The sequence below is a fragment of the Maricaulis sp. genome (genome assembly GCF_048269565.1).
Classification (GTDB): Bacteria; Pseudomonadota; Alphaproteobacteria; order Caulobacterales; family Maricaulaceae; genus Maricaulis.
On sequence record NZ_JBLXIK010000002.1, the window covers coordinates 647382 to 673314 of the forward strand.

18 protein-coding genes are annotated in these 25933 nt (G+C 64.0%); 11 read left to right on the forward strand and 7 right to left on the reverse strand.

The genetic code is table 11. The features are described from left to right. The first annotated feature begins 12 nt into the window (after positions 1 to 12). A complete protein-coding gene (locus ACN0YL_RS06640; protein WP_417497432.1) occupies positions 13 to 1764 on the forward strand; it encodes a pyridoxal phosphate-dependent decarboxylase family protein in 1752 nt (583 codons plus the stop codon). On the opposite strand, the gene feoB is transcribed toward ACN0YL_RS06640, so the two are convergent. The 3 genes from feoB to ACN0YL_RS06655 form a co-directional block, all read right to left on the reverse strand. Continuing rightward, positions 1761 to 3605: a ferrous iron transporter B gene (gene feoB / locus ACN0YL_RS06645; protein ID WP_417497433.1), complete on the reverse strand. Its 1845-nt coding sequence runs from the start codon at positions 3603 to 3605 to the stop codon at positions 1761 to 1763. The genes ACN0YL_RS06640 and feoB overlap by 4 nt on opposite strands. After that, the gene (locus ACN0YL_RS06650; protein WP_417490496.1) at positions 3602 to 3868 is read right to left on the reverse strand and encodes a FeoA family protein; all 267 of its coding nucleotides are present in this window, start codon (positions 3866 to 3868) and stop codon (positions 3602 to 3604) included. Before ACN0YL_RS06650 ends, feoB begins: the two co-directional genes overlap by 4 nt. A 99-nt stretch (positions 3869 to 3967) precedes the next feature. Next, positions 3968 to 4285, reverse strand: a complete 318-nt coding sequence (locus ACN0YL_RS06655) for a hypothetical protein (protein WP_417490497.1) — start codon at positions 4283 to 4285, stop codon at positions 3968 to 3970. A gap of 153 nt (positions 4286 to 4438) precedes the next feature. On the opposite strand from ACN0YL_RS06655, the gene ACN0YL_RS06660 reads away from it, so the two are divergent. The 3 genes from ACN0YL_RS06660 to ACN0YL_RS06670 are packed head-to-tail and all read left to right on the forward strand — an operon-like array spanning position 4439 to position 7829. Continuing rightward, positions 4439 to 5917 (forward strand): efflux RND transporter periplasmic adaptor subunit, encoded by a 1479-nt coding sequence (locus tag ACN0YL_RS06660; RefSeq protein ID WP_417497434.1) that lies wholly within the window; start codon positions 4439 to 4441, stop codon positions 5915 to 5917. After that, entirely contained in the window at positions 5914 to 6594 is a 681-nt protein-coding gene (locus ACN0YL_RS06665; protein WP_417467538.1) for an ABC transporter ATP-binding protein, read from the forward strand. The genes ACN0YL_RS06660 and ACN0YL_RS06665 overlap by 4 nt, the downstream gene beginning before the upstream one ends. Then, positions 6591 to 7829: an ABC transporter permease gene (locus ACN0YL_RS06670; protein ID WP_417497435.1), complete on the forward strand. Its 1239-nt coding sequence runs from the start codon at positions 6591 to 6593 to the stop codon at positions 7827 to 7829. The genes ACN0YL_RS06665 and ACN0YL_RS06670 overlap by 4 nt, the downstream gene beginning before the upstream one ends. Positions 7830 to 7831: 2 nt before the next feature. On the opposite strand, the gene ACN0YL_RS06675 is transcribed toward ACN0YL_RS06670, so the two are convergent. Further along, positions 7832 to 11275, reverse strand: a complete 3444-nt coding sequence (locus ACN0YL_RS06675; protein WP_417497436.1) for a PAS domain-containing protein — start codon at positions 11273 to 11275, stop codon at positions 7832 to 7834. Between the two features lie 335 nt (positions 11276 to 11610). On the opposite strand from ACN0YL_RS06675, the gene ACN0YL_RS06680 reads away from it, so the two are divergent. From ACN0YL_RS06680 to ACN0YL_RS06690, 3 genes are all read left to right on the forward strand, one after another. Continuing rightward, complete coding sequence (locus tag ACN0YL_RS06680; RefSeq protein ID WP_417467532.1) at positions 11611 to 13470, forward strand: dipeptide ABC transporter ATP-binding protein; 1860 nt, start codon at positions 11611 to 11613, stop codon at positions 13468 to 13470. Between the two features lie 89 nt (positions 13471 to 13559). Beyond that, the gene (locus ACN0YL_RS06685; protein ID WP_417497437.1) at positions 13560 to 16391 is read left to right on the forward strand and encodes a M16 family metallopeptidase; all 2832 of its coding nucleotides are present in this window, start codon (positions 13560 to 13562) and stop codon (positions 16389 to 16391) included. Positions 16392 to 16449: 58 nt separating this feature from the next. Further along, on the forward strand, positions 16450 to 17121 hold the full coding sequence (locus ACN0YL_RS06690; protein WP_417497438.1) for an FKBP-type peptidyl-prolyl cis-trans isomerase: 672 nt from the start codon (positions 16450 to 16452) through the stop codon (positions 17119 to 17121). Between the two features lie 94 nt (positions 17122 to 17215). Here the strand turns inward: ACN0YL_RS06690 and ACN0YL_RS06695 are convergent, their stop codons facing one another. Then, entirely contained in the window at positions 17216 to 18769 is a 1554-nt protein-coding gene (locus ACN0YL_RS06695) for a pilus assembly protein TadG-related protein (protein ID WP_417497439.1), read from the reverse strand. Between the two features lie 84 nt (positions 18770 to 18853). Further along, positions 18854 to 20344: a pilus assembly protein TadG-related protein gene (locus tag ACN0YL_RS06700; protein ID WP_417497440.1), complete on the reverse strand. Its 1491-nt coding sequence runs from the start codon at positions 20342 to 20344 to the stop codon at positions 18854 to 18856. A 146-nt stretch (positions 20345 to 20490) separates the two neighbouring features. Between ACN0YL_RS06700 and argE the strand changes: the two genes are divergently transcribed. Further along, a complete protein-coding gene (argE, locus tag ACN0YL_RS06705) occupies positions 20491 to 21663 on the forward strand; it encodes an acetylornithine deacetylase (RefSeq protein ID WP_417497441.1) in 1173 nt (390 codons plus the stop codon). Next, positions 21664 to 22038, forward strand: coding sequence for a hypothetical protein (locus ACN0YL_RS06710; protein ID WP_417497442.1), 375 nt, complete (start codon positions 21664 to 21666; stop codon positions 22036 to 22038). Between the two features lie 82 nt (positions 22039 to 22120). On the opposite strand, the gene ACN0YL_RS06715 is transcribed toward ACN0YL_RS06710, so the two are convergent. Beyond that, positions 22121 to 23326, reverse strand: a complete 1206-nt coding sequence (locus ACN0YL_RS06715; protein WP_417497443.1) for an NAD-dependent epimerase/dehydratase family protein — start codon at positions 23324 to 23326, stop codon at positions 22121 to 22123. Positions 23327 to 23606: 280 nt separating this feature from the next. Between ACN0YL_RS06715 and gap the strand changes: the two genes are divergently transcribed. After that, a complete protein-coding gene (gene gap / locus ACN0YL_RS06720; RefSeq protein WP_417490507.1) occupies positions 23607 to 24617 on the forward strand; it encodes a type I glyceraldehyde-3-phosphate dehydrogenase in 1011 nt (336 codons plus the stop codon). Between the two features lie 23 nt (positions 24618 to 24640). Continuing rightward, positions 24641 to 25852, forward strand: coding sequence for a phosphoglycerate kinase (locus ACN0YL_RS06725; RefSeq protein WP_417497444.1), 1212 nt, complete (start codon positions 24641 to 24643; stop codon positions 25850 to 25852). Positions 25853 to 25933 lie beyond the last annotated feature (81 nt).

The window sequence follows — 25933 nt, forward strand, 5'->3', positions numbered from 1 at the left end:
CCGGAGCCTGTCATGTCTGATCCGCGCGAGTCCCGTTTTGCCAGCGACGCCTATTTCCTCGGCCCCAAATCCGAGAATTCGGCCTGGGTGCGCGGTGAGTTCCAGGCGATCCTTGACCACTGGTTTGACTGGCGCCGCTCGCTCTTCACCGATGATCCCGAAGCGATCTCGCCGCAGCGCCGCCTGTCGACCGAATTCCTGCGTGAACGCGAGCGCCTCGGCCAGGCGGTGCGGGTGCTGCGCGAGAAACTGTGCGCCGAAGTGCCGACCTTTACGCCGCGCTATGTCGGTCACATGGTCTCGGAGGTCTCGCTGCCGGCCCTGCTCGGGCATTTCGCCACCCTCTTGCACAATCCCAATAATACCTCGCGCGAAGTGGCGCGGGTTGGCGGCATCATCGAGGACGAGGCCATCGCCATGCTCGCTGCGATGGTCGGCTATGATCCGGCGCTGGCCCAGGGGCATTTCACCGGCGGCGGCACGGTGGCCAATTTCGAGGCGGTCTGGCGCGCGCGCTACCGCATGGATCATTGTCTTTCCCTCGCCCTCAACGGTTATGAGACCCGCGGCGAGCGCTTCAACGCCTTCGAGGCGGCGCATATCGGTTGGGATGCCTTTGAGACGCAGCGCGCTGCAAGCGGGGCCATCGAGGCGGAGCTGCGTGGCTGTAGCGGTGTGCTCGGCAATCCGTTCGACTATGGCGAACGCCTGACCCGCGCCACCGGCCGGCCCTGGCGCGGCCCGGTCCTGATCACGCCGGGCAACAAGCATTTCTCCTGGCGCAAGGCCGCGAATGTGTTCGGGCTTGGCGAGGAGGCGTTCTGGAACGCGCCGCTCGATGCCCAGGGCCGGTTCGAGCTGGACGGGCTGAATACGCTGATCGCCCGGGCGCGCGGTGAGGGGCGCCCGGTATTGGCCATCGTCTCGGTTGCCGGGACGACCGAGGCCGGCGAGATCGACCCGGTCGACGGGGTGTGTGACCGGCTCGATGGCCTGCGCGCCGAGGGGATTGATATCTGGCACCATGTCGATGCGGCCTATGGCGGATTTTTCTGCTCGATGCTGGGCGGTGCGGCGGAGCAATGCCTGGAGCCGGGCCGGGTGCGGGCGCTGGGGGCGATTGCGCGCGCCGACTCGGTGACGCTCGACCCGCACAAGCTGGGCTATGTCCCCTATGCCTGCGGCGCCTTCCTGACCCGCGATGTCCGAGGCTATGTCGCCTCGTCCTTCCAGGCGCCCTATATCGACCGCGCCGCCACCAACGACAAATGGGCCTGCACGCTGGAAGGCTCGCGCACCGCCTCCGGTGCCGCCGCGACCTGGCTGACCGGGCGTGCAATCGGTTTCGGACCGGAGCGCTTTGGCGACATGCTGCGCAGCACGATCGCGACGCGGATGGCGTTTCAATCCGCCATTGCCGCGGCGATCCCTCACGCCCGCTTCCTGCCGGCCGACAGCAATATCCTCTGTTTCTCGCTGGCCCGGCCCGGCGAGGCCCTGTCGCAATCGAACCAGCGCACCGGCGAGGTCTTCACGCGCCTGCAGGCCGATCCGGCCTTTTCGGTGTCACGTACGGTGCTGGCGGCGGAAAGCTATGACGCGCTGATGCGGGCGCATGTGGCGTCATGGGGCGGGGCGTATGACAGCGATCAGCTGGTGCTGCTGCGCTGCGTCTTCATGAACCCGTTCTGGAGCAATCCCGATGTCGAGCGGGCGCTGCTGCCCGCCTTCATCGACACGCTGCAGGGCCATCTGCTGCCCTAGAGCCCGGCCCAGCTGGCGATGTGGTAGGTCGCGCCTGCAGCGATATAGGCCAGCGCCATCAGATAGGTGAACATGAAGCCGGTCCAGGCCCAGGAATTGGTTTCGCGCCGCGTCGTCGCCAGGGTGGCGAAGCATTGCGGGGCGAAGACATACCAGGCGAGGAAGGCGAGCGCGGTCGGCAGCGACCAGGCGCCCTGCAGGGCCGCGGCCAGGCCTTCGACATTCTCCTCGCCGCCCTGGATGGCATAGACCGTGCCCAGCGCCCCGACGGCGACCTCGCGCGCGGCCATGCCGGGCACCAGCGCGATGGCGATCTCAAGATTGAAGCCGATCGGGGCGAGGATCTTCTCCAGCACCGAGCCGATCATGCCGGCATAGCTGTCGCGCAGGGCCGCCGCCGATGAGGGATAGCTGGCGAGGAACCACAGGATGATCGAGGTCGTCAGGATAATGGTGCCGGCGCGCCGCAGGAAGGCCGAGACATGGCCCCAGAGCGAGAGGAAGAAGTCGCGCGGATTGGGCAGTTTATAGGTCGGCAATTCCATGATCAGGACCTGGTTGGATCCCTTGGTCACGGTGCGCTTGAGCACGAAGGCCACCGTCACGGCGCTGACAACGCCGGTGAGGTAGAGGCCGAACATGACAATGCCCTGCAGGTTGAACGGGCCCACCGCATCGGGCGGGATGAAGGCGCCGATGATCAGGGTGTAGACCGGCAGGCGCGCCGAACAGGTCATCAGCGGCGCCACCATGATGGTAGTCAGCCGGTCGCGCTCATTGTCGATCGTGCGCGCCGACATGATGCCGGGAATGGCGCAGGCGAAGCTCGACAGCAGCGGAATGAAGGCCCGGCCATTGAGCCCGACGCGCAGCATCAGCTCGTCCATCAGCACCGCGGCGCGGGCCATATAGCCCGAGGCCTCCAGTGCCAGGATGAAGAGGAAGAGAATCACGATCTGCGGCAGGAAGACGACGACGCTGCCAACCCCGGCGATGATGCCGTCAACGATCAGGTCATGGAACCAGCCGGCGGGCAGGAGGTGTCCGGCCAGATCGCCCAGCGCCGCCGCGCCGGCTTCAAGGCCGTCCATGAAGGGCCCCGACCAGGAATAGACGGCCTGGAACATGAAGAAGAGCAGGGCCGAGAGGATGATCGGTCCGGCAACAGGATGCAGAACGAAATTGTCGACCTGGCGGGTGAGCCGGTTCATCGCCGGCTCGAACAGGATCGCCTTGTTGGCGATGCCGCGGGCCTCGCGCTGCAGGGCGGTCAGATCAATGTCCGTGGTGCAGACGGTGTTTTCGGCCGCCGCATTGCGGGCCGGCCAGTTCGCGGTCTCGGCATCGAGGCAGGCCAGAAGGTCGGCGCGGCCGGCAGCGCGGGTGGCGCGCGAGGTGACGACGGGGACGCCGAGCTCGGTCTGCAGGCGTTCGATGTCGATCTTGAGACCGTCGCGTTCGGCCAGATCGATCATGTTGAGCACAACGATCATCGGCCGGCCGATGGCGCGCATCTGCAGCACGGTGTGCAGATGGGTGCGCAGGTGCGCCGCGTCGATCAGCACCAGAATGCCGTCGGGCGCGGGCTCGTCATCGCGGCCATTGCACAACAGCTCGATCGCGATGCGTTCATCGGCCGAGCGCGCCTTGAGGCCGTAAATGCCGGGCAGATCGATAAGGTCGATCTCGGTCCCGCCCGGCGTGTGCAGCGAGCCGGTCCGGGTCTCCACCGTGACGCCCGAGTAATTGGCGACCTTGGCGCGACCGCCGGTCAGCCCGTTGAACAGGGTGGATTTGCCCGAATTGGGCGCGCCGACCAGGGCAATACGCAGACGGCTCATTGCGACGCTTCCACTTCAATGGCGCGCGCTTCATCGCTGCGCAGGGCGATCAGGGTGCGGTTCAGACGGAAACACAGCGGATTGGCCCCGAGCGGACCGCGATGCATCAATTCCACTTCGTCGGACTCGGCAAAGCCGATCTCGCGGAGCTTGATCACCAGATCCTCACAGTCCGGAACAAATCCGGTCACGTGGCAAATCTGGCCCTTTTCGAGTTGGTCGAGCGTCACATCCGGTCCTGTCGCGGTTGCCTGCGTTTGCAAGTCGTTATCATCTGAGAAGCCTACACATAAGGCCCGGCTGCCGCCATGTCACCCTGCAGCAGACGTGACAATCTGACCGGCAACACATCCCGGTCCGGATCAACCCGCCAGCAAGACCTTGCCGGCGCGGATGAGATTGAGGACGACCCCGATATTGATCAACAGGCCCAGCGTGGTCAGACCGGCACCCAGTGCGGCGGCGACAGCGAGCATGAGGCCCCGCAAGGGGATCATCAACACGGTCGCCAGGCGTTGTGCCAGCGTCCAGCCCGGGCGGGTGAAGCGCTCGAACAGGTCGTTGAACCCGTCCCGCCACAACAGGGCGACCAGCAGAGCCCATAGCGCCAGGGCAAGAAGCGGGGCGGCCTGAAGCAGCGGCGCCATCCCCGGCGCATCGAGCAAGTCCATCGCGTCCATGTGCGGATCCTCTTTGAGCGCGTGCCGTGGATAGCCTTCGCGGACCGTGCAGGCTACACCGCATTGGACTGCAAGGCGCGCGACGGAATCACACCGCAGTCGCGTTGAGATGGTAGGTGCAAATTCAGGGCCCTCGAGGCTCAAGGGGCAGAGATGTTGCAGAACAAACGTTGGATATTGGTGGTTGCCGGGATTGTGGTTCTCGCCTTCGCGGCCTGGTGGTTCATGGGTCGCACGTCGACCGCGGCAGGACCGGTGCAGATCGAAACCTCGGACGTCACGACCGGCGAGGTGCGGCGCATCGTTGCAGCCTCCGGTGCTGTGCGGGCCCTGGTGACGGTCGAGGTCGGCTCCCAGCTTTCCGGGCAGCTCGCCGAAGTCCTTGTCGATTACAATGATGAGGTCGAGGAAGGTCAGGTCATCGCCCGGCTTGATCCACAGACCTATGAAACGCGCGTGCGCGAAGCGGAAGCCTCGCGCGCGACGGCCCAGGCCACCCTGGCTCTGCAACGCGCCACCCTGGCACGGGTTCGCGCCAATACGCGCACCGCCCAGCTCGATTTTGACCGCACCGAGACGCTGAGCGAGCGTGGCAATGCCTCGGCGGCGGCACTCGACAATGCCCGCGCGGCGCTCGACTCGGCGCTGGCTGACGTCGCGGTTGCCCAGGCCCAGATTGCCAATGCCGAAGCGGTTCTGGCCCAGCGCGATGCCACGCTCGAAGGCGCCCGCATCGATCTGGAGCGCACTACGATCCGCTCGCCGATCAATGGTATTGTCGTCGACCGCGCCGTCGACGAGGGTCAGACCGTGGCCGCCAGCCTGTCGGCGCCGGTGCTGTTCACCATCGCCCAGGATCTCAGCCAGGTGCAGATTGATGCCCAGGTCGACGAGGCCGATATCGGTCAGATCGCCCAGGGCCAGCCGGTCAATTTCACCGTTGATGCCTATCCGGATGTGCAATTGACCGGTGTCGTCGACCAGATCCGCCTGGCTCCGACAGCGCTGAACAATGTCGTTACCTATACGGTCGTTGTTTCTGCCGCCAATCCCGGCCAGCGTCTCCTGCCCGGAATGACGGCGAACATGGATATCATCACCGGCGAACGTGACGGCGTGTTGCGCGTGTCCAATGCGGCGCTGCGCTTCCGGCCCTCGCCGGCCGTCGAAGACCGCACCCGGCCAATCGAGGTCGCGGCTGCGGGCGGCCGTCCCGGCGGGGCTGGTGGACCAGGCGGTGGCCGGCCCAATCCGGCCGACCGGCTGACCGAACAGCTTGATCTGACCCCGGATCAGGCTGAACAGGTCTCAACGCTGTACCGCGGCGTCTTCGGGCGCGCCCAGGCCGCGGCGCAGGCCGGTGGCGGTTTTGATCGCGCAGCGGTGCAGGCGGAAATCGATCGTGGGCTGCCGGACATTTTGACGCCGGACCAGATGCAGCGCTATCGCGCCATTGCCCGTGAGGCCGCCGAAACGCGCACTGCCACGGTCTGGGTGCTTGATGCAGATGGTATGCTGGTCGAGCGTCGTGTGCGGCTGGGCATTTCCGACAGCCAGAACACTGAAGTTGCTGCCGGCGATATTTCCGAGGGCGAGGCCGTCGTGACCCGCGCCCGCGAGGTCGACGCATGACGGCGCTGATCGAATGCCGCGACCTGGTCAAGACCTACAGCATGGGTGACATGACCATTCGCGCCCTCGACGGCGTCTCGCTGACCATCGAGGCGGGCGAATATGTCGCCATCATGGGCAGTTCCGGTTCGGGCAAATCGACCTTCATGAACCTGCTCGGCGCCCTCGACCGGCCGACTTCGGGCCTGCTGAAAGTCGCTGGCGAGGATCTCGGCACGCTGGGGCCGGAGGCCGTGGCGCGCTTTCGCAATCGCACGATCGGCTTCGTGTTCCAGCAATTCAACCTGTTGCCGCGAACCTCGGCCGTCGAGAATGTCGCGCTGCCGCTTGTCTATGGTGGTGTGCCGCATGCCGAACGGCGGCGCCGCGCCCTGGTGCGGCTTGAACAACTCGGCCTTGGCAAGCGCACCGATCACCAGCCCTCGCAATTGTCCGGCGGTCAGCAGCAGCGCGTCGCGATTGCGCGCGCCCTGGTCAATGACCCGAAAATCCTGCTCGCCGACGAACCGACCGGCGCGCTCGACAGCAAGACCTCCGACGACATCATGGAAATCTTTGACCAGCTCAATCGTGAGGGCATCACCGTGATCCTCGTGACCCATGAACAGGAAGTCGCCGATCATGCCCGCCGCCAGATCGTGTTCCGAGATGGCCGGGTGGTGGAGGACCGTACATGAATTTGCTCGCTTCGATACGCGTTGCCCTGACCGCGCTGCGGATCAATGCCCTGCGCAGTTCGCTCGCCATGCTCGGCGTGATTATCGGTGTCGCTTCGGTGATCGTGCTGGTCTCGATCAGTGAAGGCACCAAACAGGCCGTCGAGGCCCAGATTGCCAGCTTCGGCGCCAATCTTCTGATCGTGCGTCCCGGTGCCTCCATGTTCGGCGGCCGCCGCGGCGGCGAGGGCACGGCGACGCCGATGACGGATGGCGATGCCGAAGCCATCCGCGACCAGGTCAGCGGTGTCGGCGGCGCCTCCGGCGAGGTTAACGCTTTCGGCTTGAGCGTGGTGTTTGGCGGCGTCAACTGGTCGACGCGGATCACCGGTGTCAATCCGGCTTTTTTCGACGTTCGCGACTGGGTCATCGAGGAAGGCCGTGCCTTCACGGAGGAAGAGGAACAGTCGGCACGCCGTCTCGCGGTTGTCGGCCAGACCATTATCGATGAAGTGTTCGACGGCGCGAGTCCCGTCGGCCAGTCCGTGCGTATTGGAGGCCAGCAATTCTCCGTTATCGGTACCGTCGCCGCCAAAGGGCAGACAAATTACGGTTCGGACCAGGATGATATTGTCTTCCTGCCGCTTTCCACCGTCCGCCAACGCTTCGGCGCCGGGGAAGTCCCGACCGTGCGCGATCCGGTTCAAACCATCTTTGTCGCTGTCGGGGCCGGCGAATCAACCGGTCGGGTTATCGCCGATATTGAGGACTTGCTGCGCGTGAGGCGCGGCATTCAGCCGGGCGCCGATGATGATTTCAACGTTTCCAGCCTGGCCGAGTTCATCCGGGCCCGCAATGAGACGGAAAGCCAGCTCGGCCTGCTTCTGGCGGTTGGCGCCGGCATCGTGCTGCTGGTCGGCGGCATCGGGATCATGAATATCATGCTGGTCTCGGTGACCGAGCGCACGCGCGAGATCGGCCTGCGCCTGGCGGTCGGAGCCCGTGCCAGCGATATCCGCAATCAATTCCTGATCGAGAGCATCGTGCTGTGCGTCACCGGCGGGCTGGTCGGGCTGGTGGTCGGTGTCGGTGGTACTATCGCCTACGCCAATGTCGGAGAGCTCGAAATCGCGGTCAATCCGGGCATCGTGGCGGTCGCGATCGGCGCTTCGGCCTTTGTCGGTGTCTTCTTCGGTCTCTACCCGGCCCATCGCGCGGCCCGGCTCAATCCGATCGAGGCGCTTCGTTTCGAATAGGCTCAGCCGCACCTGACGGCGTCGCTGTCCCGGGCCGCCGTCTGGATCGGGATCGAGAAGCAGAATTTCGATCCGTTGCCTTCTGTCGATTCAACCCAGATCCGGCCCTCATGCCGCTCGATCGCCTGACGCACGATGGCGAGACCGATCCCCGTTCCGCCATAGGCCTCGCGCGAGTGCAGCCGCTGGAAGGGCGCGAAGATCTTTTCGAAGAATTTCGGGTCGATGCCGATCCCGTTATCGCTGACCGAAATGGTCCAGTTCTCGGAATCCGCGCTCGCTGTAATCCTGATCCTGGGCGGCTCGCTACCGCGATACTTGATGGCATTGCTCACCAGGTTCTGGATCGCCTGGCGCATCAGTAGCGGATCGGCGCACACGGTCGGCAGGGGTTCGATGTCGAGCTCGGCGCCGGCCTCGGTGATCGAGGCCTCGAGCTGTTCGAGCACCTCATCCAGCAAGGCGTGCAGATCGACCGCCTGGAGCTGCAGTGGCTGGCTCGACATGCGCGAATAGGCGAGCAGGTCATCGATCAGGCGTTGCATGCGCTGGGCAGCATCAACGAGGTAATCGAGGCTGCGCACGCCGTCCTCGTCGAGCTGCGAGATATAGCGGCGCCGTACCAGGCTGGCGAAGGCGGCAACCTTGCGCAGCGGTTCCTGCAGGTCGTGGCTGGCAACCGTGGCGAAGCGATCGAGCTCTGCATTGGTCCGTTCGAGCTGGGCGTAGGCGGCGCGCAGCTGTGTTACATCTGTCATCACTGCATAGGACAGCATCGGTCCGCCGTGCCCGTCGCGATCAAGAAATGAGGAGAGCAGCATGTCGCGCATGGTCCCGTCCTTGCGGACGAAGCGGTAGGGCACATCGGTATTCCGGCCCGTCTCGAAAAGGGTGGGAAGCGATTCCTCGATTGCCCGTTTTCGCGATTCCGCATCGAGAAAATCGATCGATTTTCGACCGATCACTTCATCGCGTTCATACCCCAGATGGGAGAGCCAGTATTCACTGACCTCAACGATGACGCTCTCGGCATTGATCGTGTGCAGCATGGCGGGGGTGGCGCGATAGATGGATTCAAACCGCAGCCTTTCCTCGACGATGGTGTCATTGAGCCGCTTTGTGGCGTCAATATTCCAGATCACGCCGCTGACATTGGTGGCGCGGCCCTTGGCATCGCTCTCGATCACCCTGCCGGTCACGTGGTACCAGGCCCAGCGACCGTCATGCATTTTCAGCCGGTACTCGATTTCCGAGACCGTGATCTCGCCGAAGATCAATTGCTTTGTTTCGAGCTGCACCCGTTCCATATCGTCCGGATGGACGCGCTCAAGCCAGGCATCGGTCGAGGTGTGGCATTCGTCTTCGGTCTCGAAGAGCTCATAGGCGACATTCCCGCGCAGCCATAATCGGCTGTTGATGACATCAATCCGGAACAGACCCAGGGAGGTCGCCGCGATGGCATCGGTCAACTGGTCCTCGCGCTCCTGCAGGCGCCTGCCGGTCTCCAGCCTTTCGGTAACATCGGCGAGAAAGCCCGTCGCGATCAGCGCCTTGCCCTGGGAATCGCGCGCGCTGATACGGCCGCGGCTGTGGATATGAATCCAGCCTGCCTTGTGGGAGTGGAAGCGCACGATGTAATCCACCGTGTCGGCCTCGCCGGAATCGAGTCTGGCGAAGGCTGCGTCGGCGATGGGGCGGTCGTCCGGATGTATCCGCGACACCAGTTCGTCGCGGGCAACGCGGGCATCGCGAGGGGGCAGGCCGATCATTTCGCTGATGACTGCCGTCACGTCGGATATCCGGGTCTTCAGATTGATCCGCCAGGCGCCTTCATTCGTTGCCGCCAGGGCGTCGCGGAACTGATGTTCGCGATCAGCCAGTTCCGCCTGCAGGCGTTTTTCCTCGGTGATGTCGGAATGGGTGCCTGCGGCACGCAGCGGCCTGCCCTCGTCATCCCATTCGATCACCCGGCCCTTGCTGCGCACCCATATGATTTCGCCATTGCGGTCGAGGGTGCGAAAGTCGAACACGCTGACCCTGTCGACATGAGCATCGTTCGGGTCAGGATGTTTGAGTCGGTTGAGCCGTTCGAGGCCGGCCTCTCGATCCTCGGCGGGCCGTGAGGCCAGCCAGGTCTTGATCGGGATTTCCTCGTTCGCGTTCCGGCGCTTGCTCTGGTCGGCCAGGAATCCGGACACGCGCACGGTTTCGCGCTCCAGATTGATGCTCCAGGCCCCGTCCTTGACCGACTCCAGCGCTTCCCGCACCAAACGTTCGCTGCGGGCGAGGCGGTCTTCCAGTTCCTTCTGTACCGAAATGTCGATCAGCACCCCGGCCATGATCGAGTGCGTCGGGTCTGTGGTGACCCGCTTGCCCCGCGCGCGCAGCCAGACCCACTGGTTCGTGCGCAGGTCGCGGAGCCTGTACTCGATATCGATCGCATCGACCTCGCTGCGGCTCAATTGCCCGGTGACATTGATGACATGGTCGCGGTCATCGGGGTGAATCTGCTCGAGCCACAAATCGATGGCGATCTTTTCGGGGCCGTCGGGGAGGCCGAGCATGGCGCGGATCGGTCCGATTGCGACAATGCCAGCCGAGGTGAGGTCGATTTCCCAGATGCCGCAGGAGCCGGCCGCGATCGCGTTTTCGAGTTGCTGCTCGCGCTCGGCGAGCTTGATTTCAAGCTCCCGCCGCTCGGTGACATCGGCGACGATGCCGGAGATGCGTAGCGGCGTTCCGTCATCGGCGAATTCGCTGACCCGGCCCCGGGTCTGCAACCAGCGCCACTCTCCGTCGACGCGGCGGGCGCGGTGAACGGTGTCGAGCTTGGCTGTCGGTCGTTTTCTGAGCAGGTCGATGGCGCGGTGGAAATCGTCGCGGTCGTGCTCGTGCAGGGCGTCGGACCAGCGTGCCAGGCTGATCGTCGCGTCGGCGGCCTTGATGCCGAGAAACTCATTGATGAAGCCGCGGGTCGAACCCAGCCCTGAGGCGAGGTTGAGGGAGAATGTGCCCTCATTGGCCGAGGACAGGGCGACGCGAAGCTGGATGTCACTGGCCTCGAGTTTGGCATGAAGCGCCAGTTCCGCTGTTACATCTCGGATGAAGCAGACGAAGCCCGTGCGTTCGCCGCTCGAGGAAATAATCGGGCTGGCCAGCGTTTCGCCGTCGAAGATGCGGCCGGAACTGGTGCGATAGCGCACGGTGTAAGAGCGGGTGTCGTCGGACGCGCCGCGATGGAAATGAGTCTGGCCGAGCCTGTCGAACTCGCGCGGGTCGGCATAGAAGAGCTGGGCGGATCGTCCGGCGATATCCGCGCCGGAGCGGCCAAACAACCGCTCTGCGGCGGGGTTGAGGGAAACCAGTTCGCGAACGGTATTCGTCACCACCACCGCTGTCGGTGAGCTACGGTAGAGCGTCTGAAGCATATCGATCGGCTCAGTCATGCATCCGCTTCCGTTCTGGCCGGGCTGTCCGGACCTGTCTGTTCCCAAGCTTGCCCGAGTCAGTGCGCACCTCCAAGCCCGCTTGCCCGGTCCGGTCCGCAATAGCTTTGCCTGCAGCGGCCGCGTATCCGCTCCGGGCGCTGCGGGCAGGGCTCGCCGCCAGACGAGACGAGCTTGTGCGAACCGGTACCTGTATCGCGGGTTTACGGCTATCGGCGGCGGAGGCAAGCGTGATCATTTGATATGACCGCAGCGTTTGATGATCCGCGCGCTGGTCTTACGCGATATCGGCGATATGCTTTGCGGCCCCAATTCCGTGTGTGAGGAGTTTGCCAGTGTTGCATAGCGGACAGACGCCGGTTGGCGCACAGCCGATCCTGCAGGTCGAGAACCTGGACGTCCGGTTCCAGACACCGGACGGTATCGTCAATGCGGTGCGGGGCATCTCGCTCGAGATCTCGGCTGGTGAATGCCTGGCTGTCGTTGGCGAATCCGGGTCGGGCAAGAGCCAGACCTTTCTCGCCGCCATGGGATTGCTGGCCTCGAACGGGCGCGCGACCGGTTCGATCCGTTATCGCGGCGAGGAAATTCTCGGCCTGCCGCCGCACAAGCTCAATCATGTGCGCGGCCGCAAGATGACCATGATCTTCCAGGACCCGCTGACCTCGCTGACACCGCATATGCGGATCGGCGACCAGATGGGCGAAGTCCTGGGCATCCATCTCAAGCTGCACGGCAAGAAGGCGCAGCAGCGGGCGCTGGAATGGCTGGACCGGGTCCGCATTCCCGAAGCACACCGCCGCCTGGGCCAGTATCCGCATGAATTGTCCGGTGGCATGCGCCAGCGGGTGATGATCGCGATGTCGATGCTGTGTGAGCCCGACCTGCTGATCTGCGACGAGCCGACCACCGCGCTCGACGTGACGGTCCAGGCCGAAGTGCTCGACATCATGGACGAGCTCAAGCGCGACACCGGCGCGGCGCTGGCCTTCGTCACCCACGATATGGGGGTCGTCGCGCGGATGGCCGACCGGGTCGAGGTGATGCGCTATGGCGAGTATGTCGAAGGCGGTGTCTGCGAGGACATTTTCGCCAACCCCAAACATGATTACACGCGCATGCTGCTCGACGCGATGCCGCGCATCGACGCGCCGGACCGTCCGGGCCATGTCCAGCTCAAGCCCGTTGTCGACCAGGACGGCGCCGAGCCGCTGATGAGCGTCGACGACATCAAGGTGCAATTCCCGATCCGCGTCAGCGGCGGCCTGCGTCCGACCTACAAGACCCTGCGCGCTGTCGATGGCGTCAGCTTCGACCTCAAGGCCGGTGAAACGCTCGGCGTGGTCGGCGAATCCGGCTGTGGCAAGTCGACCCTGGCGCGCGCCGTGCTGCGCCTGGTCCCGGCCCAGGAAGGCGCTGTCACCTGGATCGGCCGCGATCTGCTCGGGCTCAGCCGCCAGGACATGCGCAAATCGCGCGAGGACCTGCAGATCGTGTTCCAGGATCCGATGGCCTCGCTCGATCCGCGCATGACGATCGGCGCCTCGATTGCCGAGCCGATGCAGACTTTCCGCAAGGACATGAACCGCGAACAGCGCCAGGATGCCGTACGCGAGATCATGGACCGGGTCGGCCTCGACCGGAACATGATCAATCGCTATCCGCACGAATTGTCCGGCGGCCAGAACCAGCGCGTCGGCATTGCCCGTGCCATGATCCTCAATCCGAAACTGGTGATCTGCGACGAGGCCGTCTCGGCGCTAGATGTGTCGATCCAGGCCCAGATCGTCGAATTGCTGATCAAGCTGCAACAGGATCTCGACCTGTCGATGATCTTCATCTCGCACGACCTGTCCGTCGTGCGCGAGATTTCGCACCGGGTGATGGTGCTCTATCTCGGCCGCATCGTGGAAATGGCGGATCGCGACCAGATCTATGAGGATGCGCGCCATCCCTATACCCAGGCGCTCATTTCCGCCGTGCCGGTGCCCGATCCGCTGATCGAAAAAACTCGCAAGCGCCTTAAGCTTGATGGTGAATTGCCGTCACCGATGGATACGCGGGCGCAATTGCGCTTCATGCAGTCGAAACTGATCGACGATCCCGATGCCGAGCAATACCAGCCGCAACTGATCGAGGTCGAGCCGGGCCATTGGGTCGCCGAACATGATCCCATCCAGCACGCGCCGGCCTGACGAGGGACCGCCTTACGCCCAATTTAATCGACGGGCGCGGGCCGCACGCTATGGTGGCCTCCGCACGCAAAGCTGAATCGGTGAAAATCATGTCGCTCAGGGCCCTCTCCAAGCTCGCCTTCCTGCCGCTGCTTGCCGGGCTGATGCTCGCGGCCTGCCAGCCCGTCGAAAATGCCGGTCAGCCGCCGGAGATCGGCGACCTCGTCGCGGATCCCGCGGTCCGGTACGGCCAGCTCGACAATGGCCTGCGCTACGCGATCATGGTCAATGAGACGCCGCCGAATGTCGCTTCGGTGCGGATGGTGTTCAATATGGGCTCGCTCGGCGAGGCCGACGATCAACGCGGGGTCGCGCACTTTATCGAGCACATGGCCTTCAACGGCTCCACCCATGTCGCCGAAGGCGAGATGGTGCCGCTGCTGGAGCGTTTCGGCCTGCAATTCGGCCCCGACACCAATGCCTTCACCGGACCCGACACGGTGGGCTATCAGCTCGACCTGCCCGAAGCCGACGCCGAATCGATCGATACCGCGCTCTTCCTGATGCGCGAGACGGCCAGCGAACTTCTGTTTGATCCCGAGGCGATCGACCGGGAGCGCGGCGTCCTCCTGTCCGAGGAGCGCTTCCGCAATACGGCGATCCGGCGCTGGAGCACGGCCCTGCAGCACTTCCAGCTGCCCGGATCGCTGGTTCCCGAGCGTGATCCGATCGGCACGGTCGAGACACTCGAGACGATCCAGCGCGACCGCTTCGTGGATTATTACGAGAACTTCTACGTGCCGCAGCGCGGCATGGTGGTCGTGGCCGGTTCGATCGATCCGGATGAGGTCGAAGCGAAAATCCACGACGTGTTCGGCGACTGGCAGGCGCGCGAGGACGCGCGGCCGGACCCCGATCTGGGCACGGTGGATGCCGATCGGCCGTTTTCGGTGGGATATTTCAACGATCCGGAAGTGTTCACCATTTTCACCGTCAACACGATCCGGCCCTATCAAGCCGAGGCCGATACCGGCGAGAGCCGTTTTCGCGACAATCTGGTCAGTTTCGGCGATGCCATCCTGTCGCGCCGGCTGCGGACCATCGTCAATTCGGGGGTCTCGCCGCTGCTGCAGGCCGGTGCCAGTCACTCGAGCTCCCATGAGCTGACCGACGAGGCCGGTGTGCTGGCGGTCGCGACGCCGGAGCGTTGGGCCGAAGCCATTGCCGTGATCGAGCAGGAGTTGCGGCGGGCGACGGAATACGGTTTCACCCAGGCGGAACTCGACGAGCAGGTGGCCAATTTCCGGACCAGCCTGCAAAACTCGGCCGACCAGGCCGGGACCCGCGACAGCGGTGCATTGTCCGACGCGATCTGGTCAAGCTGGCGCAGTGACCAGGTCTTCACCACCCCGGCGTCCGGCCTGGCCCGTTTCGAAGCCAGCGTCGATCGCATCACGCTCGACGCCGTGAATGCGGCCTGGCGGACCCAGTGGACCGAGGCCGAGCCCTTGCTCTTCCTGGCGACTTCCGAAGCCATTGATGAGCCGGAAGCCAGTATCCGGGCCGTCTGGGAAGCCAGTGCGGCCGAACCGGTCGATCCGCCAGAGGATAGTGGTGTCCAGGCCTTTGCCTATACCGATTTCGGCGCTGCAGGCCCGGTTGCCGAGCGTACCGTGGTCGAGGATCTCGGCCTGGTGCGGCTGCGGTTCGCAAATGGTGTCGCGGTAACGCTCAAACAGACCGATTTCGAGGATCAGGTCGTCCGCATCCGTGTGCAATTCGGTCGCGGCGAGCTGGAGCCGCGCGCGGTGCCGGCGGTCGATCTGCTGGCCGGTTCCGTTTTCACGGCGTCGGGGCTGGGAGCCCATAGCGCCGATGATCTGTCACGGGTTCTGGCCGGGCGTTCGGTCGGGGTCGGCTTCGGCGTCGGTGATGACAGTTTCAACTTTTCTGCGACCACCACGCCGACGGATTTTGAGGTGCAGATGGACGTGTTTGCGGCCTTCATGACCGATCCGGGCTGGCGCGAGGAAGGTCTGGCGCAATATCGCGGCCAGGCCCCGGAAATCCGGCGCAATCTCTATTCCTCGCCGACCGGCATCCTTCAGGCTGATGTCGCGCGCATGCTGCATGGTGGCGATGCGCGCTACGGATTCCCTGATGAGGAGGAGGTGGCCGGTATCGATCTCGCCGCCATCCAGGCCTTCCTCGAACCTGCGCTCGAGAACGCCCCGATCGAGATCACCATTGTCGGTGATATCAGCGAAGAGGCCGTGATCGCTGCGGTCGGTGCGACCTTCGGTGCCTTGCCGGAGCGCGCAGCCAGCTGGCCGGATTATGACGAGGCGCGCGACATCCGCTTCCCCGACGCGACCGCCGAGCCCGTTGTCCTGCGTCATAACGGCCCGGATTACCAGGCGATGGCCAATGTCTACTGGCCGACCTTTGATGACAGCGACCGGCGCCGGAGCCGGGCGCTGAGCCTGTTGCGTGCCGTGTTCGATCTCAAGCTGACCGAGCGTTTGCGCGAGGCCGAGGGCTTCACCTATTCCGCCTTCAACAATTCGAGCACCTCGGATGTCTATCCGGATTACGGCTATCTCTGGGTCGGGGTCGATGTGCGTCCGGAAAACCTGGCCGCAACCTATGACGCCATCGACGAGCTGGCCGCTGCGCTTGCCGCGGGTGATATCTCCGAGGATGAGCTCCTGCGCGCGCGCCGTCCAATGCTGGAGCAGATCGAAGAGGCGTTCGAGAATAATGGCAGCTGGCTGAGCTGGCTGTCGCATTCCTGGGACAAGCCGGAGCGGCTGGACCGGATCCGGTCACTGGCGGCCGATTATGGTGATGTCTCGCGGGACGAACTGGTCGAGATCGCGGCAGCCTATCTACAGCCTGAAACAAGCTGGCGGGTCACCATCCTGCCGCGCGAAAGCGAATAGGCGCTACCGCGCCCGCATCACTGGACCGGGCCCGCCGGGCCCGAAATGGAGACTGGACATGAAATCTGCCTTGTTGGCCACTGCCGCGCTCGCCCTGACGCTTGCGGCCTGTTCGAATGGAGCGCCTGCCGTGAGTGATGAGACCAATGCCGGGACCACCGCCGCGACGAGCGCCGGGGCCGAAACCGAGGCGGCGGCTGCCGCTGCCGCACCGGCGGCGATGACCGCCGAACAGTCCATCGTCGCCGAGGCACGTGCCTGTGCCGGCGCCGCCGAGACCACCATGCTGGTGGTTGATCCCCCGGTCGACGGCAACCAGAATCCCGAGGCCAATGCCGCGGCGTCCCGGGCCTATCTCGACGCTGTCCGCACCGAGCCCTGCGTGTTTGAATTGCCGTCCGGCCTGCTGTTCCGCATCCGCCAGGCTGCCGAAGACGGCATCTCCCCGGTCTCGGGCGATCTGGTCACGGTGCATTATCGCGGCATGTTCGCCTATGGCGGCGAGTTTGACTCCTCCTATGCCCGCGGCGAGCCGGCGACCTTCCCCTCCGACCGCCTGATCGCGGGCTGGGTCGAGGCCCTGCCGCTGATGCGCGTCGGTGAAGCGTGGGATCTCTTCATTGCGCCGGAGCTGGCCTATGGCCTGCGCGGAACGCCCGGCGGCCCGATCGGCCCGAACGAGGCCCTGGCCTTCCAGCTCGAGCTGATGGACGTGCCCGGCGCGCAATAGGCGTTGTGGCAGCAGGACCGGCAGACCGGTCCAGACCTGCCGGAAGTGCAGACGCGAGGGCCGTATCGGTGACAGTCATGTCGCCGGTACGGCGCTAGCGTGCCAGTCGCAGATTGGCGAGATCACCGGCGATCATCTCGAAGGCATCGCGCAACGCCGAGGATGAGGGCGAGTCGAAATACAGGCTCGGATTCGAGGCGCAGGCTTCCATCAGGCTCCGGGTCGAGCTTGAATTGACCTGGAAGGTGATGGTGTAGACGCGGATGCCCTGGGCGCGGGCATAGGCACAGGCCGCTGCCGTGCGGTCATCAAGGGCATCGCTCAGCTGGCTGCCGCTGGAGGTGCGGATGCCGAGACGGTTGTCGTTGATATATCCATAGGCCTCATAGCGCGACATGAAGCTGTTATACTGGCCGCTGAGAACATTCTGGCCGTCGGTCAGGATCACCATCGCCTTGAGCACGTCGCGATCATCATAATCGGCGCCTTCGGTGAAGGGCATTTGCGGCGACAGAACCCGGACGCCCCAGCCGATACCATTGGCGATATTGGTATTGCCGCTGGCTTCCATGTCGGAGATCGCATTGTCGATCCGTGATCGCGTCGTGGTCAGCGGCGTGATCGGAGTCACCGTACAGGCGGCATTCGGGCCATCGAAACTCGGCCGGACATTATCGTATTTCGGCAGGTATTGCAGGCGCTCGAAATCATCCCCGGATTCTTCATCGTCGAGATAATCATTGTAGAAACCCCAGGTGTCGGGCTCGTCCGGCGCAAAATACGGCACGAAGAGCGTTTCCGGCCGGCTGGTATTCGGAGTGGTGTCGTCGATATCCATCGGCAGGGCCCGCGCTTCCACGCAGCCGCCCCAGCTGGTGTTTCGCAGCTCGTCGAACAGGTCCCAGTGATTGGGATGGATCTCCGTGGTGGTACAGGTCCGGTGTCGCCGGCGGCCGGTACAGACCTCGACGCTGTAATCCCCACCGGCCCACTCGGCATGAATCGGCGAAATCGCGTCCGGGTCCAGCCACCAGTCACGTTCGTAACCCGTGCCGACATTGACCGTCGCTGCGAAGGGCACAAGGGCGATCTTGACGTCCTCGGGGTCTTCGACGCCCTCAAACAGGGTTTCCGACAGGAGCAGCGCCGACTCGCGCAGATTGCGGATCTTGGAGCCGCCCATCGAGCCGGTATTGTCGAGCACCATCGCCAGCTCGATCCGCTGGCGGGCGCGTTGGGCGACACTTTCCCAATGCACGGTAATCGTCTGGATGCCCGCGAGACCGAGCATGGTGGTGCGCACTTCAGCGGCACCGCGCACGGTGACGCTGTCGGAGACCGGGTCGACCGAGACCGAGATGCTGGTGATATTGCCCAGCTCGCGTTCGGGATAATTGGCGTTGATGAAACCGGTGGCGATCTCCAGCGCGTCCGCGTCGGTGATCGAGGCATTGACGCCAACCGCCAGGGCCGCCGCATCGAGCGCCTGGGCCAGGCGGCTGCGGGCATTCATCGCGGCGCTGAGATCAACCGAGCCGCCGGCCAATAGCGTCACCGGCGCCAGCGCCAGGGCGAAAATGACCGCGACATTGCCGCGCCGGTCCGACGCAAATTCGGTGAGTTTTCTGAAAAGGCGGGCCAGGCACATGTGCGGTTACCATCATCTATTCGCTAAAACTCTAGCGGTTCGGAGTTAAAGCCGCGTTAGACGGGATGGTTAAGCGCGCGTGAATTATCGCGACAGGCGCAGATTGCTCAGATCACCGGCGATCATCTCGAAGGCATCGCGCAGGGCGTCTGAGGAGGGCGAGTCGAAATACAGGCCCGGATGCGTGGCGCAGGCCTGCATCATATTGCGCGTCGAGCTGGAATTGACCTGGAAAGTGATGGTGTAGACGCGAATGCCCAGCGCCTTGGCATGGTCGCAGGCCGCAGCGGTGCGGTCGTCGAGGGCATTGCGGATCGCGCTGTCACTGGACGTGGTGATGCCGAGCCGGCCATCACGCATATAGCCATAGCCGGAATAGTCGGAATAATTGCTGTTGCCGCGGCCATTGAGATAATTCTCGCCGTCGGTGAGCACCACCATGGCCTTGATGGTGTCCTCCTCATCCCATGCGACGCCCTGGGTGAAGGGTTCGCCCGGCGACAGGACCCGGATGCCCCAGCTGACGCCGATCGGGATATTGGTGGTGCCGCTGGCGATCATGTCGGCAATGCCGGCATTGATGCTGGTCTGACTTCCCGTCAACGGCGTGATTGCACGCGCGGTACAGCCCCAGCCCGGCCCGTCGCCGGAGGAGATGGAGGCGCCGGCATATTTTGGCGTGTTGCGCATGCGGGCGCGCTGGTCCGGGCCCGACATCTGGTCGCTCATATAGCTGTTGGGGTAGGAACCGTAATTCGATTCATCGGGCGCGAAATAGGGCAGGAAAAGCGTCTCCGGCGCGGCACTGTCCGGCGGCGTGTCCTCGACATCATGCGGGATCGCACGCGCCTCGACACAGCCGGTCCAGCTCCGGTTGCTGATGCTGTCAAACACGTCCCAGCGATTGGCGGCGGGGATGAAATTCTCCGAGTGCAGGGGCGATAGCGCTGTCGGGTCGAGCCACCAGGCGCGTGCATGCGCGGTGCCGACATTGACCGTCGAGGCAAAGGGGACGAGGCCGATCTTGAGCCGGTCCGGATCGGCGCCCTCGAACAATATGTCGGTCAGCAGACGCGCCGCGCTGCGCAGGCTCGAGATCTTGGAGCCGCCCATCGAGCCGGTATTGTCGAGCACCATCGCCAGTTCCAGCCGCCGGCGGGCGCGCTGGACCTCGCTCTCCCAGTGCACGGTGATCGCATTGATGCCGATCAGGTTGAGGACATGGGTGGTGACGCGCGCCTCGGCGCCGACCGTGACGACGTCATTGGCCGTATCGAGCGCAACGCGCACCTCGCCGATCTCCCCGATTTCACCCGCGGGATAGTTGGCGGTTATGAAGCCGAGCGCGAACTCGGCCGCCTCTGCCTCGCTCAATGATGTCTGGACCCCGACGGCCAGCGCCGCCGCGTCCAGCGCCTGGGCGAGCCGGGTGCGGGCGTTGAGGGCCTGGTTGAGGTCAACCGAACCGCCGGTCAGCACCATCAGCGGCAGCAGAAGAAGCGAGAACATCAGCGCGACATTGCCACGCGTATCACCGCACCAGCGCTGCCAATATCGGATCAGACTCGCATACATCGCGTTCACGCATCCACTAGACCGGGCGCCACACCGGCCCCGAAACCAGGCGATACTGCGCGCTGGCCGCGGGCTTGGGGATTGAGTTTTGGAATTGCAGTGAAAAACCGGCTAACACCCTCGTTACAAACTGATCGAGGTCACCCATGTCCCAGTCTTCGCCCTTCCTCGCGACCGCCATCGATGAATTGCGCGAGCTGATCGCGTTCGACACCACCTCCCGTAATTCCAATCTGGACCTGATCGAGCATGTCGAGCAGCGCCTGACGGTGCTGGGCGCCCGTTGTGAACGCATTCCCAGCAGCGACGGCAGGAAGGCCAATCTGCACGCGATCATCGGCCCGATGGTTGATGGCGGTGTGGTCTTGTCGGGCCATACCGATGTCGTGCCGGTCGATGGCCAGCCCTGGACCTCGGATCCCTGGACGCTGACCGACAAGGGTGATGGCAAGCTCTATGGCCGCGGCACGTGCGACATGAAGGGTTTTTCCGCCTGCATCCTGGCGCTGGCGCCGGTGTTTGCCGCTGCCGAGCTCAAACGCCCGGTCCATATCGCGCTCTCCTTCGACGAAGAGATTGGCTGTATCGGCGCGCCGGCGATGATCGAAAAGATCATGGCCGGGCCGGTCAAGCCGTCGACCGTCATCGTCGGCGAGCCGACCGACATGAAGGTCGTCACCGCTCATAAGGGCCTGTTCTCGATGACGGTGAAACTGCGCGGCCGCGAGGCGCATTCCTCCCTCGTGCGCGACGGTGCCTGCGCCGTCACCCATGCGGTGCCGCTGATGCAATACCTGGTCGATTGCGCCGCCGAAATGGAAGCCGCCGCCCCCGAGGACAGCCCCTACACCCCGCCCTTCGGCACGCTGACCATCGGCGAGATGAAGGGCGGCACCGCGCTCAACATCCTCGCCCTTGATGCCGAATTCTCGAGCCTGATCCGCCCGGCCCCCTGGGATGACCCGCGCGCGATCGAGGCCGGCTTGCGCGAGCGCGCTGCGGCCGTCGAGGCGAAGATGCGCGAATCCGTGCCCGAAGCCAGCGTCACCGTGACGATACGCTCCAACGTGCCCGCCTTCGCCCGCGAGAAAGACGGCGCCGCCGAACGCCTGGCGCGCCAGCTCACCGGCGATAATTCCACCCGCGTCGTGTCCTACGGCACCGAGGCGGGGCAATTCCAGGCCGCGGGCCTCTCCGTCGTCGTCTGCGGCCCCGGCTCGATCAGCCAGGCCCACCAGCCGGATGAATTCGTGGCGATTGACCAGCTGGATCAGTGTTGCGGCTTCATGCAGCGGCTGGTGCGGGTGCTGGAGGGGTAGGTGGATTTCCGTGTTTCCGACCAATTGATTATTCACCGGTGGAGCGACCGTCCTGACAGGCCTATGTTCCACATGCTCAGCGCGGATCGTGGAGTTGCACTGTTCGACATTCTTCCATCACCGCGCTCAAGTCCATCCGCTCTCCCGCGTATGGCCCCCATTGATTTTATCCCGAACGCCGCGATCGTGGACAGTGAGTGTCGTCCGATTCACTGGATCAGGGACATTCCCCGAAGGTTCCGCAGCGCATCCTATTTCGTCCAGATTGAAGCCGTGAATGGCAAAGTGGCGCTTGTTTGTTTTCGCGGCGAGATTTTTGAATTGAATCAATCGAGTTATTCGCTCAGCCGATCTGGATTCTACCCGAAGTATTGACGGGTGAGCGCGTGAAGTCTGCGTATCGACAAAAAAGGGCGCCCCCAAGAGGCGCCCTTTTCAATTCGTCAGGCCGAAAACCTTACCCCACCACTTTCAGCGGGTCGGGCTGGGCGGCCTCTTCGCGACCCTTGCCCCAATAGGAGATGCAGGGGATTTTGGCCTTGTCGCAGCGTTCGGCGTATTTGCGGGCGATCTCGGTGACTTCTTCCATCAGGCCAGCGGCCAGGGTGATCGGCTTGAGGCCCATCTGCAGGAAGGTGTCGTTCTCGACATGCAGATCATTCTCGTCCGCTTCATTGCGCGGATTGGGGACCATCTGGATTTCGGCATGCGCCATATCGGCGATCATCTGCGCCAGATCGCGGACCCGGTGGGTCTCGGTCATCTGGTTGAAGATGCGCACCTTGTCGCCATCCTTGGGCGGGTTCTCGACCGCGATCTGGATGCAATGCACCGTGTCCTGGATGTGGATGAAGGCGCGGGTCTGACCGCCGGTGCCGTGCACGGTGAGCGGATAGCCGACGGCGGCCTGCATCAGGAAGCGGTTGAGCACGGTGCCGTAATCGCCGTCATAATCGAAACGGTTGATCAGGCGCTGGTCGCGCTTGGTCTCATTGGTCTGGGTGCCCCAGACAATGCCCTGGTGGAGATCGGTGATCTTCACCTTGTCGTTCTTGTTGTAGAAATGGAAGAACAACTGATCCTGGGTCTTGGTCATGTGGTAGATCGAGCCCGGATTGGCCGGATAGAGGATCTCCTGATCCTTCAGGCCTTCATCGGTCTGGACCTTCACCTTGAGATAGCCCTCGGGGATTTTCATGCCCGCGGTGCCATAACCGTAAACGCCCATCGTGCCGAGGTGGACGAGATGGATGTCGCGGCCGCTATCGACGATCGCCGCGAGGACGTCATTGGTCGCATTGAGATTATTGTCGACGGTATAGCGCTTGTGGCGTGCCGATTTCATCGAATAGGGCGCGGCGCGCTGCTCGGCGAAATGCACGATGGTGTCAGGCTTTTCCTCATCGATCAGATCGATGAATTCCTGGAAATCCTTGCCGACATTCATGTTCACGAAGCGGATGTCGCGGCCGGAGACTTCCTTCCAGGCGGCGAGCCGTTCGCTCATCGGCCGGATCGGGGTCAGCGAGTCGACCTCGAGTTCGATGTCGATCTTGCGGCGTGAAAGATTGTCGACGATGACGATGTCATGGCCGAGATTGGAGAGGTGTAGGGCTGTCGGCCATCCGCAGAAGCCGTCCCCACCGAGAACGATAACTTTCATAGTACTGGCGTCCGCCCATGGTGTTGATGTGGTTTTCTGCACTGTTTCTCGCAGGCGACCGGATTCAATTCAAGTCCCTGCTCTGCGGTCGAGCAGGTGGAGTCCTGCACAGGCACAGTTCAAGGCCTGTCCGCAACGGCCCTGAAATCTGCCCTGGCGCTGTTTTGCCGCAATCATCCGGTGGACTGTAGACCCAAAGGCGGGTAAATCCGCGCCAAATTCACCAACAGCCCGCCGCACCGGCGCCGGGCGATGATTATCGGTATTGAGGAGACTGGGTATGGCCCTTCGGGTTGCGATCAACGGTTTTGGCCGCATTGGCCGTCTTGCCTTGCGTGCGGTGCTCGAGGAGCAGCGCTGGGGTGAGGTCGAAGTCGTGGCGATCAATGATAGCTCGACGCCGGAAACCAATGCCCACCTGCTGACCTATGACAGCGTCCACGGCCGCTATCCCGGCAAGATCGAGGTCGGCGAAGACTGGCTCGATGCCGGTTTCGGTCGCATCCAGAAAGTCTCCAATCGCGACCCCGCCCAATTGCCCTGGAAGGCGATGGGTGTCGATCTGGTGATGGAATGCACCGGCAAGTTCAACGACAAGGCCGCCGCGATGGCCCATATCGAGAGCGGCGCCAAGCGCGTGCTGTGCTCGGCCCCGGCCAAGAATGCCGACAAGACCATCGTCTATGGCGTCAATCACGACCAGCTGACCGCTGCCGACATCATCGTCTCCAACGCCTCATGCACCACCAATGGCCTCGCCCCGGTTGCCAAGGTGCTCAATGATGCTGTCGGGATCGAGCGCGGTCACATGACCACCATCCACGCCTATACCGGCGACCAGCCGACGCTGGACCGCAACCACAAGGATCTGCACCGCGCCCGCGCCGCCGCCATGTCGATGATCCCGACCTCGACCGGCGCCGCCAAGGCCGTCGGCCTGGTGCTGCCGGAACTGGTCGGCAAGCTCGACGGCGCCGCCGTGCGCGTGCCGACCCCGAATGTGTCGCTGATCGATCTGGTTTTCGTGCCCTCGCGCGCCACCACGGCCAAGGAACTCTCCGACGCCGTCATCGCCGCCGCTGACGGCCCGATGAAGGGCGTGCTCGGCTATGACAGCATCCCGCTGGTCTCGATCGACTATAATCACGACAGCCGCTCCTCCATCGTCGCCATCGACAAGATCAATGTCATCGATGAGCGCCTCGTCCGGGTGATGACCTGGTACGACAATGAATGGGGTTTTGCCTGCCGCATGGTCGATACGGCCGCGGCGATGGGCAAATACCTTTAATCACGCTCAAGCGAGGACCGGTCATGACGATGATCCGCCGTATCCAGGACGCCGATATTGCCGGCAAGCGCGTGCTCGTGCGCGTCGATTTCAATGTGCCGATGAAGGATGGTGTCGTCACCGACGATACCCGTCTGCAATCGGCCCTGCCGACGATCGAGCTGCTGCGTGATGCCGGGGCCAAAGTGATCCTGCTGGCGCATTTCGGCCGCCCCAAGGGCAGCCGTGTGACGGGTCTGTCGCTGGAACCGGTGGCGCAGCCGCTGGCCGATCTGCTCGGTGAGGCCGTTGATTTCGTCGACGACCTGATCGGCGATGATGCCGCCTCGGCCGTCGCCGACATGGCCGATGGCGATGTGCTGCTGTTGCAGAACACGCGTTTCGAGCCCGGCGAGGAAGCCAATGATCCCGCCTTTGCCGCGGCGCTGGCCCGGCTGGGTGATCTCTACGTCAATGACGCCTTCTCCGCCGCTCACCGCGCCCATGGCTCGACCGAGGGTGTGGCGCATTTGCTCCCGGCCTATGCCGGTCTGGCGATGCAGCGCGAGATCGACCATCTCGTTGCGGCGCTCGACAAGCCGCAGCGCCCGCTGATCGCGCTGGTCGGCGGTGCCAAGGTCTCGTCCAAGATCGATCTGCTGAAGAATCTGGTGAAGAAGGTCGACATCCTCTTCGTCGGTGGCGGCATGGCCAATACGCTGCTGCACGCCCAGGGCGTCAAGGTCGGCGCCAGCCTGTGCGAGGCCGATCTGGCCGACACCGCGCGGCTGATCCTGGTGGCGGCGGAAGAGGCGGGTTGCCGCATCATCCTGCCGAGTGATGTCGTGCTGGCGAAGGAATTCAAGGCGAACCCGCAAACCCGCCTGACCTCGATCCATGATGTCGGCGCCGACGAGATGATCCTCGATTGCGGTCCCGGCACGGTGGTCGCGCTCAACCAGGCGATCGAGACCTGCAAGACATTGATCTGGAACGGCCCGCTCGGCGCGTTTGAAACGCCGCCTTTCGACGCCGCGACGATGGCCGTGGCCGAACATGTCGCCCGAGCGGTGCGCGAGAGCGGACTGGTGGCGGTTGGCGGCGGCGGCGACACGGTCGCGGCGCTCAACCAGGCCGGCGTCGCCGATGATTTCACCTTCATCTCGACGGCGGGCGGTGCCTTCCTCGAATGGATGGAGGGCAAGGCCCTGCCGGGCGTCGAGGTGCTGATGCAACGCGACAGCGTCGACGCCTGAGGCCGGGACCAAACAAACCGAAAATCGGGCCGTTTCCTGTCTTGGGATTCGGTCCGGCCCTGTATAGAAGGGGCGCGACAC

Coding starts and splice junctions, on each gene's coding strand:
- ACN0YL_RS06640 (WP_417497432.1), top strand. CDS start 13: ATGTCTGATCCGCGCGAGTCCCGTTTTGCCAGCGACGCCTATTTCCTC.
- feoB (WP_417497433.1), bottom strand. CDS start 3,605: ATGAGCCGTCTGCGTATTGCCCTGGTCGGCGCGCCCAATTCGGGCAAA.
- ACN0YL_RS06655 (WP_417490497.1), bottom strand. CDS start 4,285: ATGGACGCGATGGACTTGCTCGATGCGCCGGGGATGGCGCCGCTGCTT.
- ACN0YL_RS06660 (WP_417497434.1), top strand. CDS start 4,439: ATGTTGCAGAACAAACGTTGGATATTGGTGGTTGCCGGGATTGTGGTT.
- ACN0YL_RS06665 (WP_417467538.1), top strand. CDS start 5,914: ATGACGGCGCTGATCGAATGCCGCGACCTGGTCAAGACCTACAGCATG.
- ACN0YL_RS06670 (WP_417497435.1), top strand. CDS start 6,591: ATGAATTTGCTCGCTTCGATACGCGTTGCCCTGACCGCGCTGCGGATC.
- ACN0YL_RS06675 (WP_417497436.1), bottom strand. CDS start 11,275: ATGACTGAGCCGATCGATATGCTTCAGACGCTCTACCGTAGCTCACCG.
- ACN0YL_RS06685 (WP_417497437.1), top strand. CDS start 13,560: ATGTCGCTCAGGGCCCTCTCCAAGCTCGCCTTCCTGCCGCTGCTTGCC.
- ACN0YL_RS06690 (WP_417497438.1), top strand. CDS start 16,450: ATGAAATCTGCCTTGTTGGCCACTGCCGCGCTCGCCCTGACGCTTGCG.
- ACN0YL_RS06695 (WP_417497439.1), bottom strand. CDS start 18,769: ATGTGCCTGGCCCGCCTTTTCAGAAAACTCACCGAATTTGCGTCGGAC.
- ACN0YL_RS06700 (WP_417497440.1), bottom strand. CDS start 20,344: ATGTATGCGAGTCTGATCCGATATTGGCAGCGCTGGTGCGGTGATACG.
- argE (WP_417497441.1), top strand. CDS start 20,491: ATGTCCCAGTCTTCGCCCTTCCTCGCGACCGCCATCGATGAATTGCGC.
- ACN0YL_RS06715 (WP_417497443.1), bottom strand. CDS start 23,326: ATGAAAGTTATCGTTCTCGGTGGGGACGGCTTCTGCGGATGGCCGACA.
- gap (WP_417490507.1), top strand. CDS start 23,607: ATGGCCCTTCGGGTTGCGATCAACGGTTTTGGCCGCATTGGCCGTCTT.
- ACN0YL_RS06725 (WP_417497444.1), top strand. CDS start 24,641: ATGACGATGATCCGCCGTATCCAGGACGCCGATATTGCCGGCAAGCGC.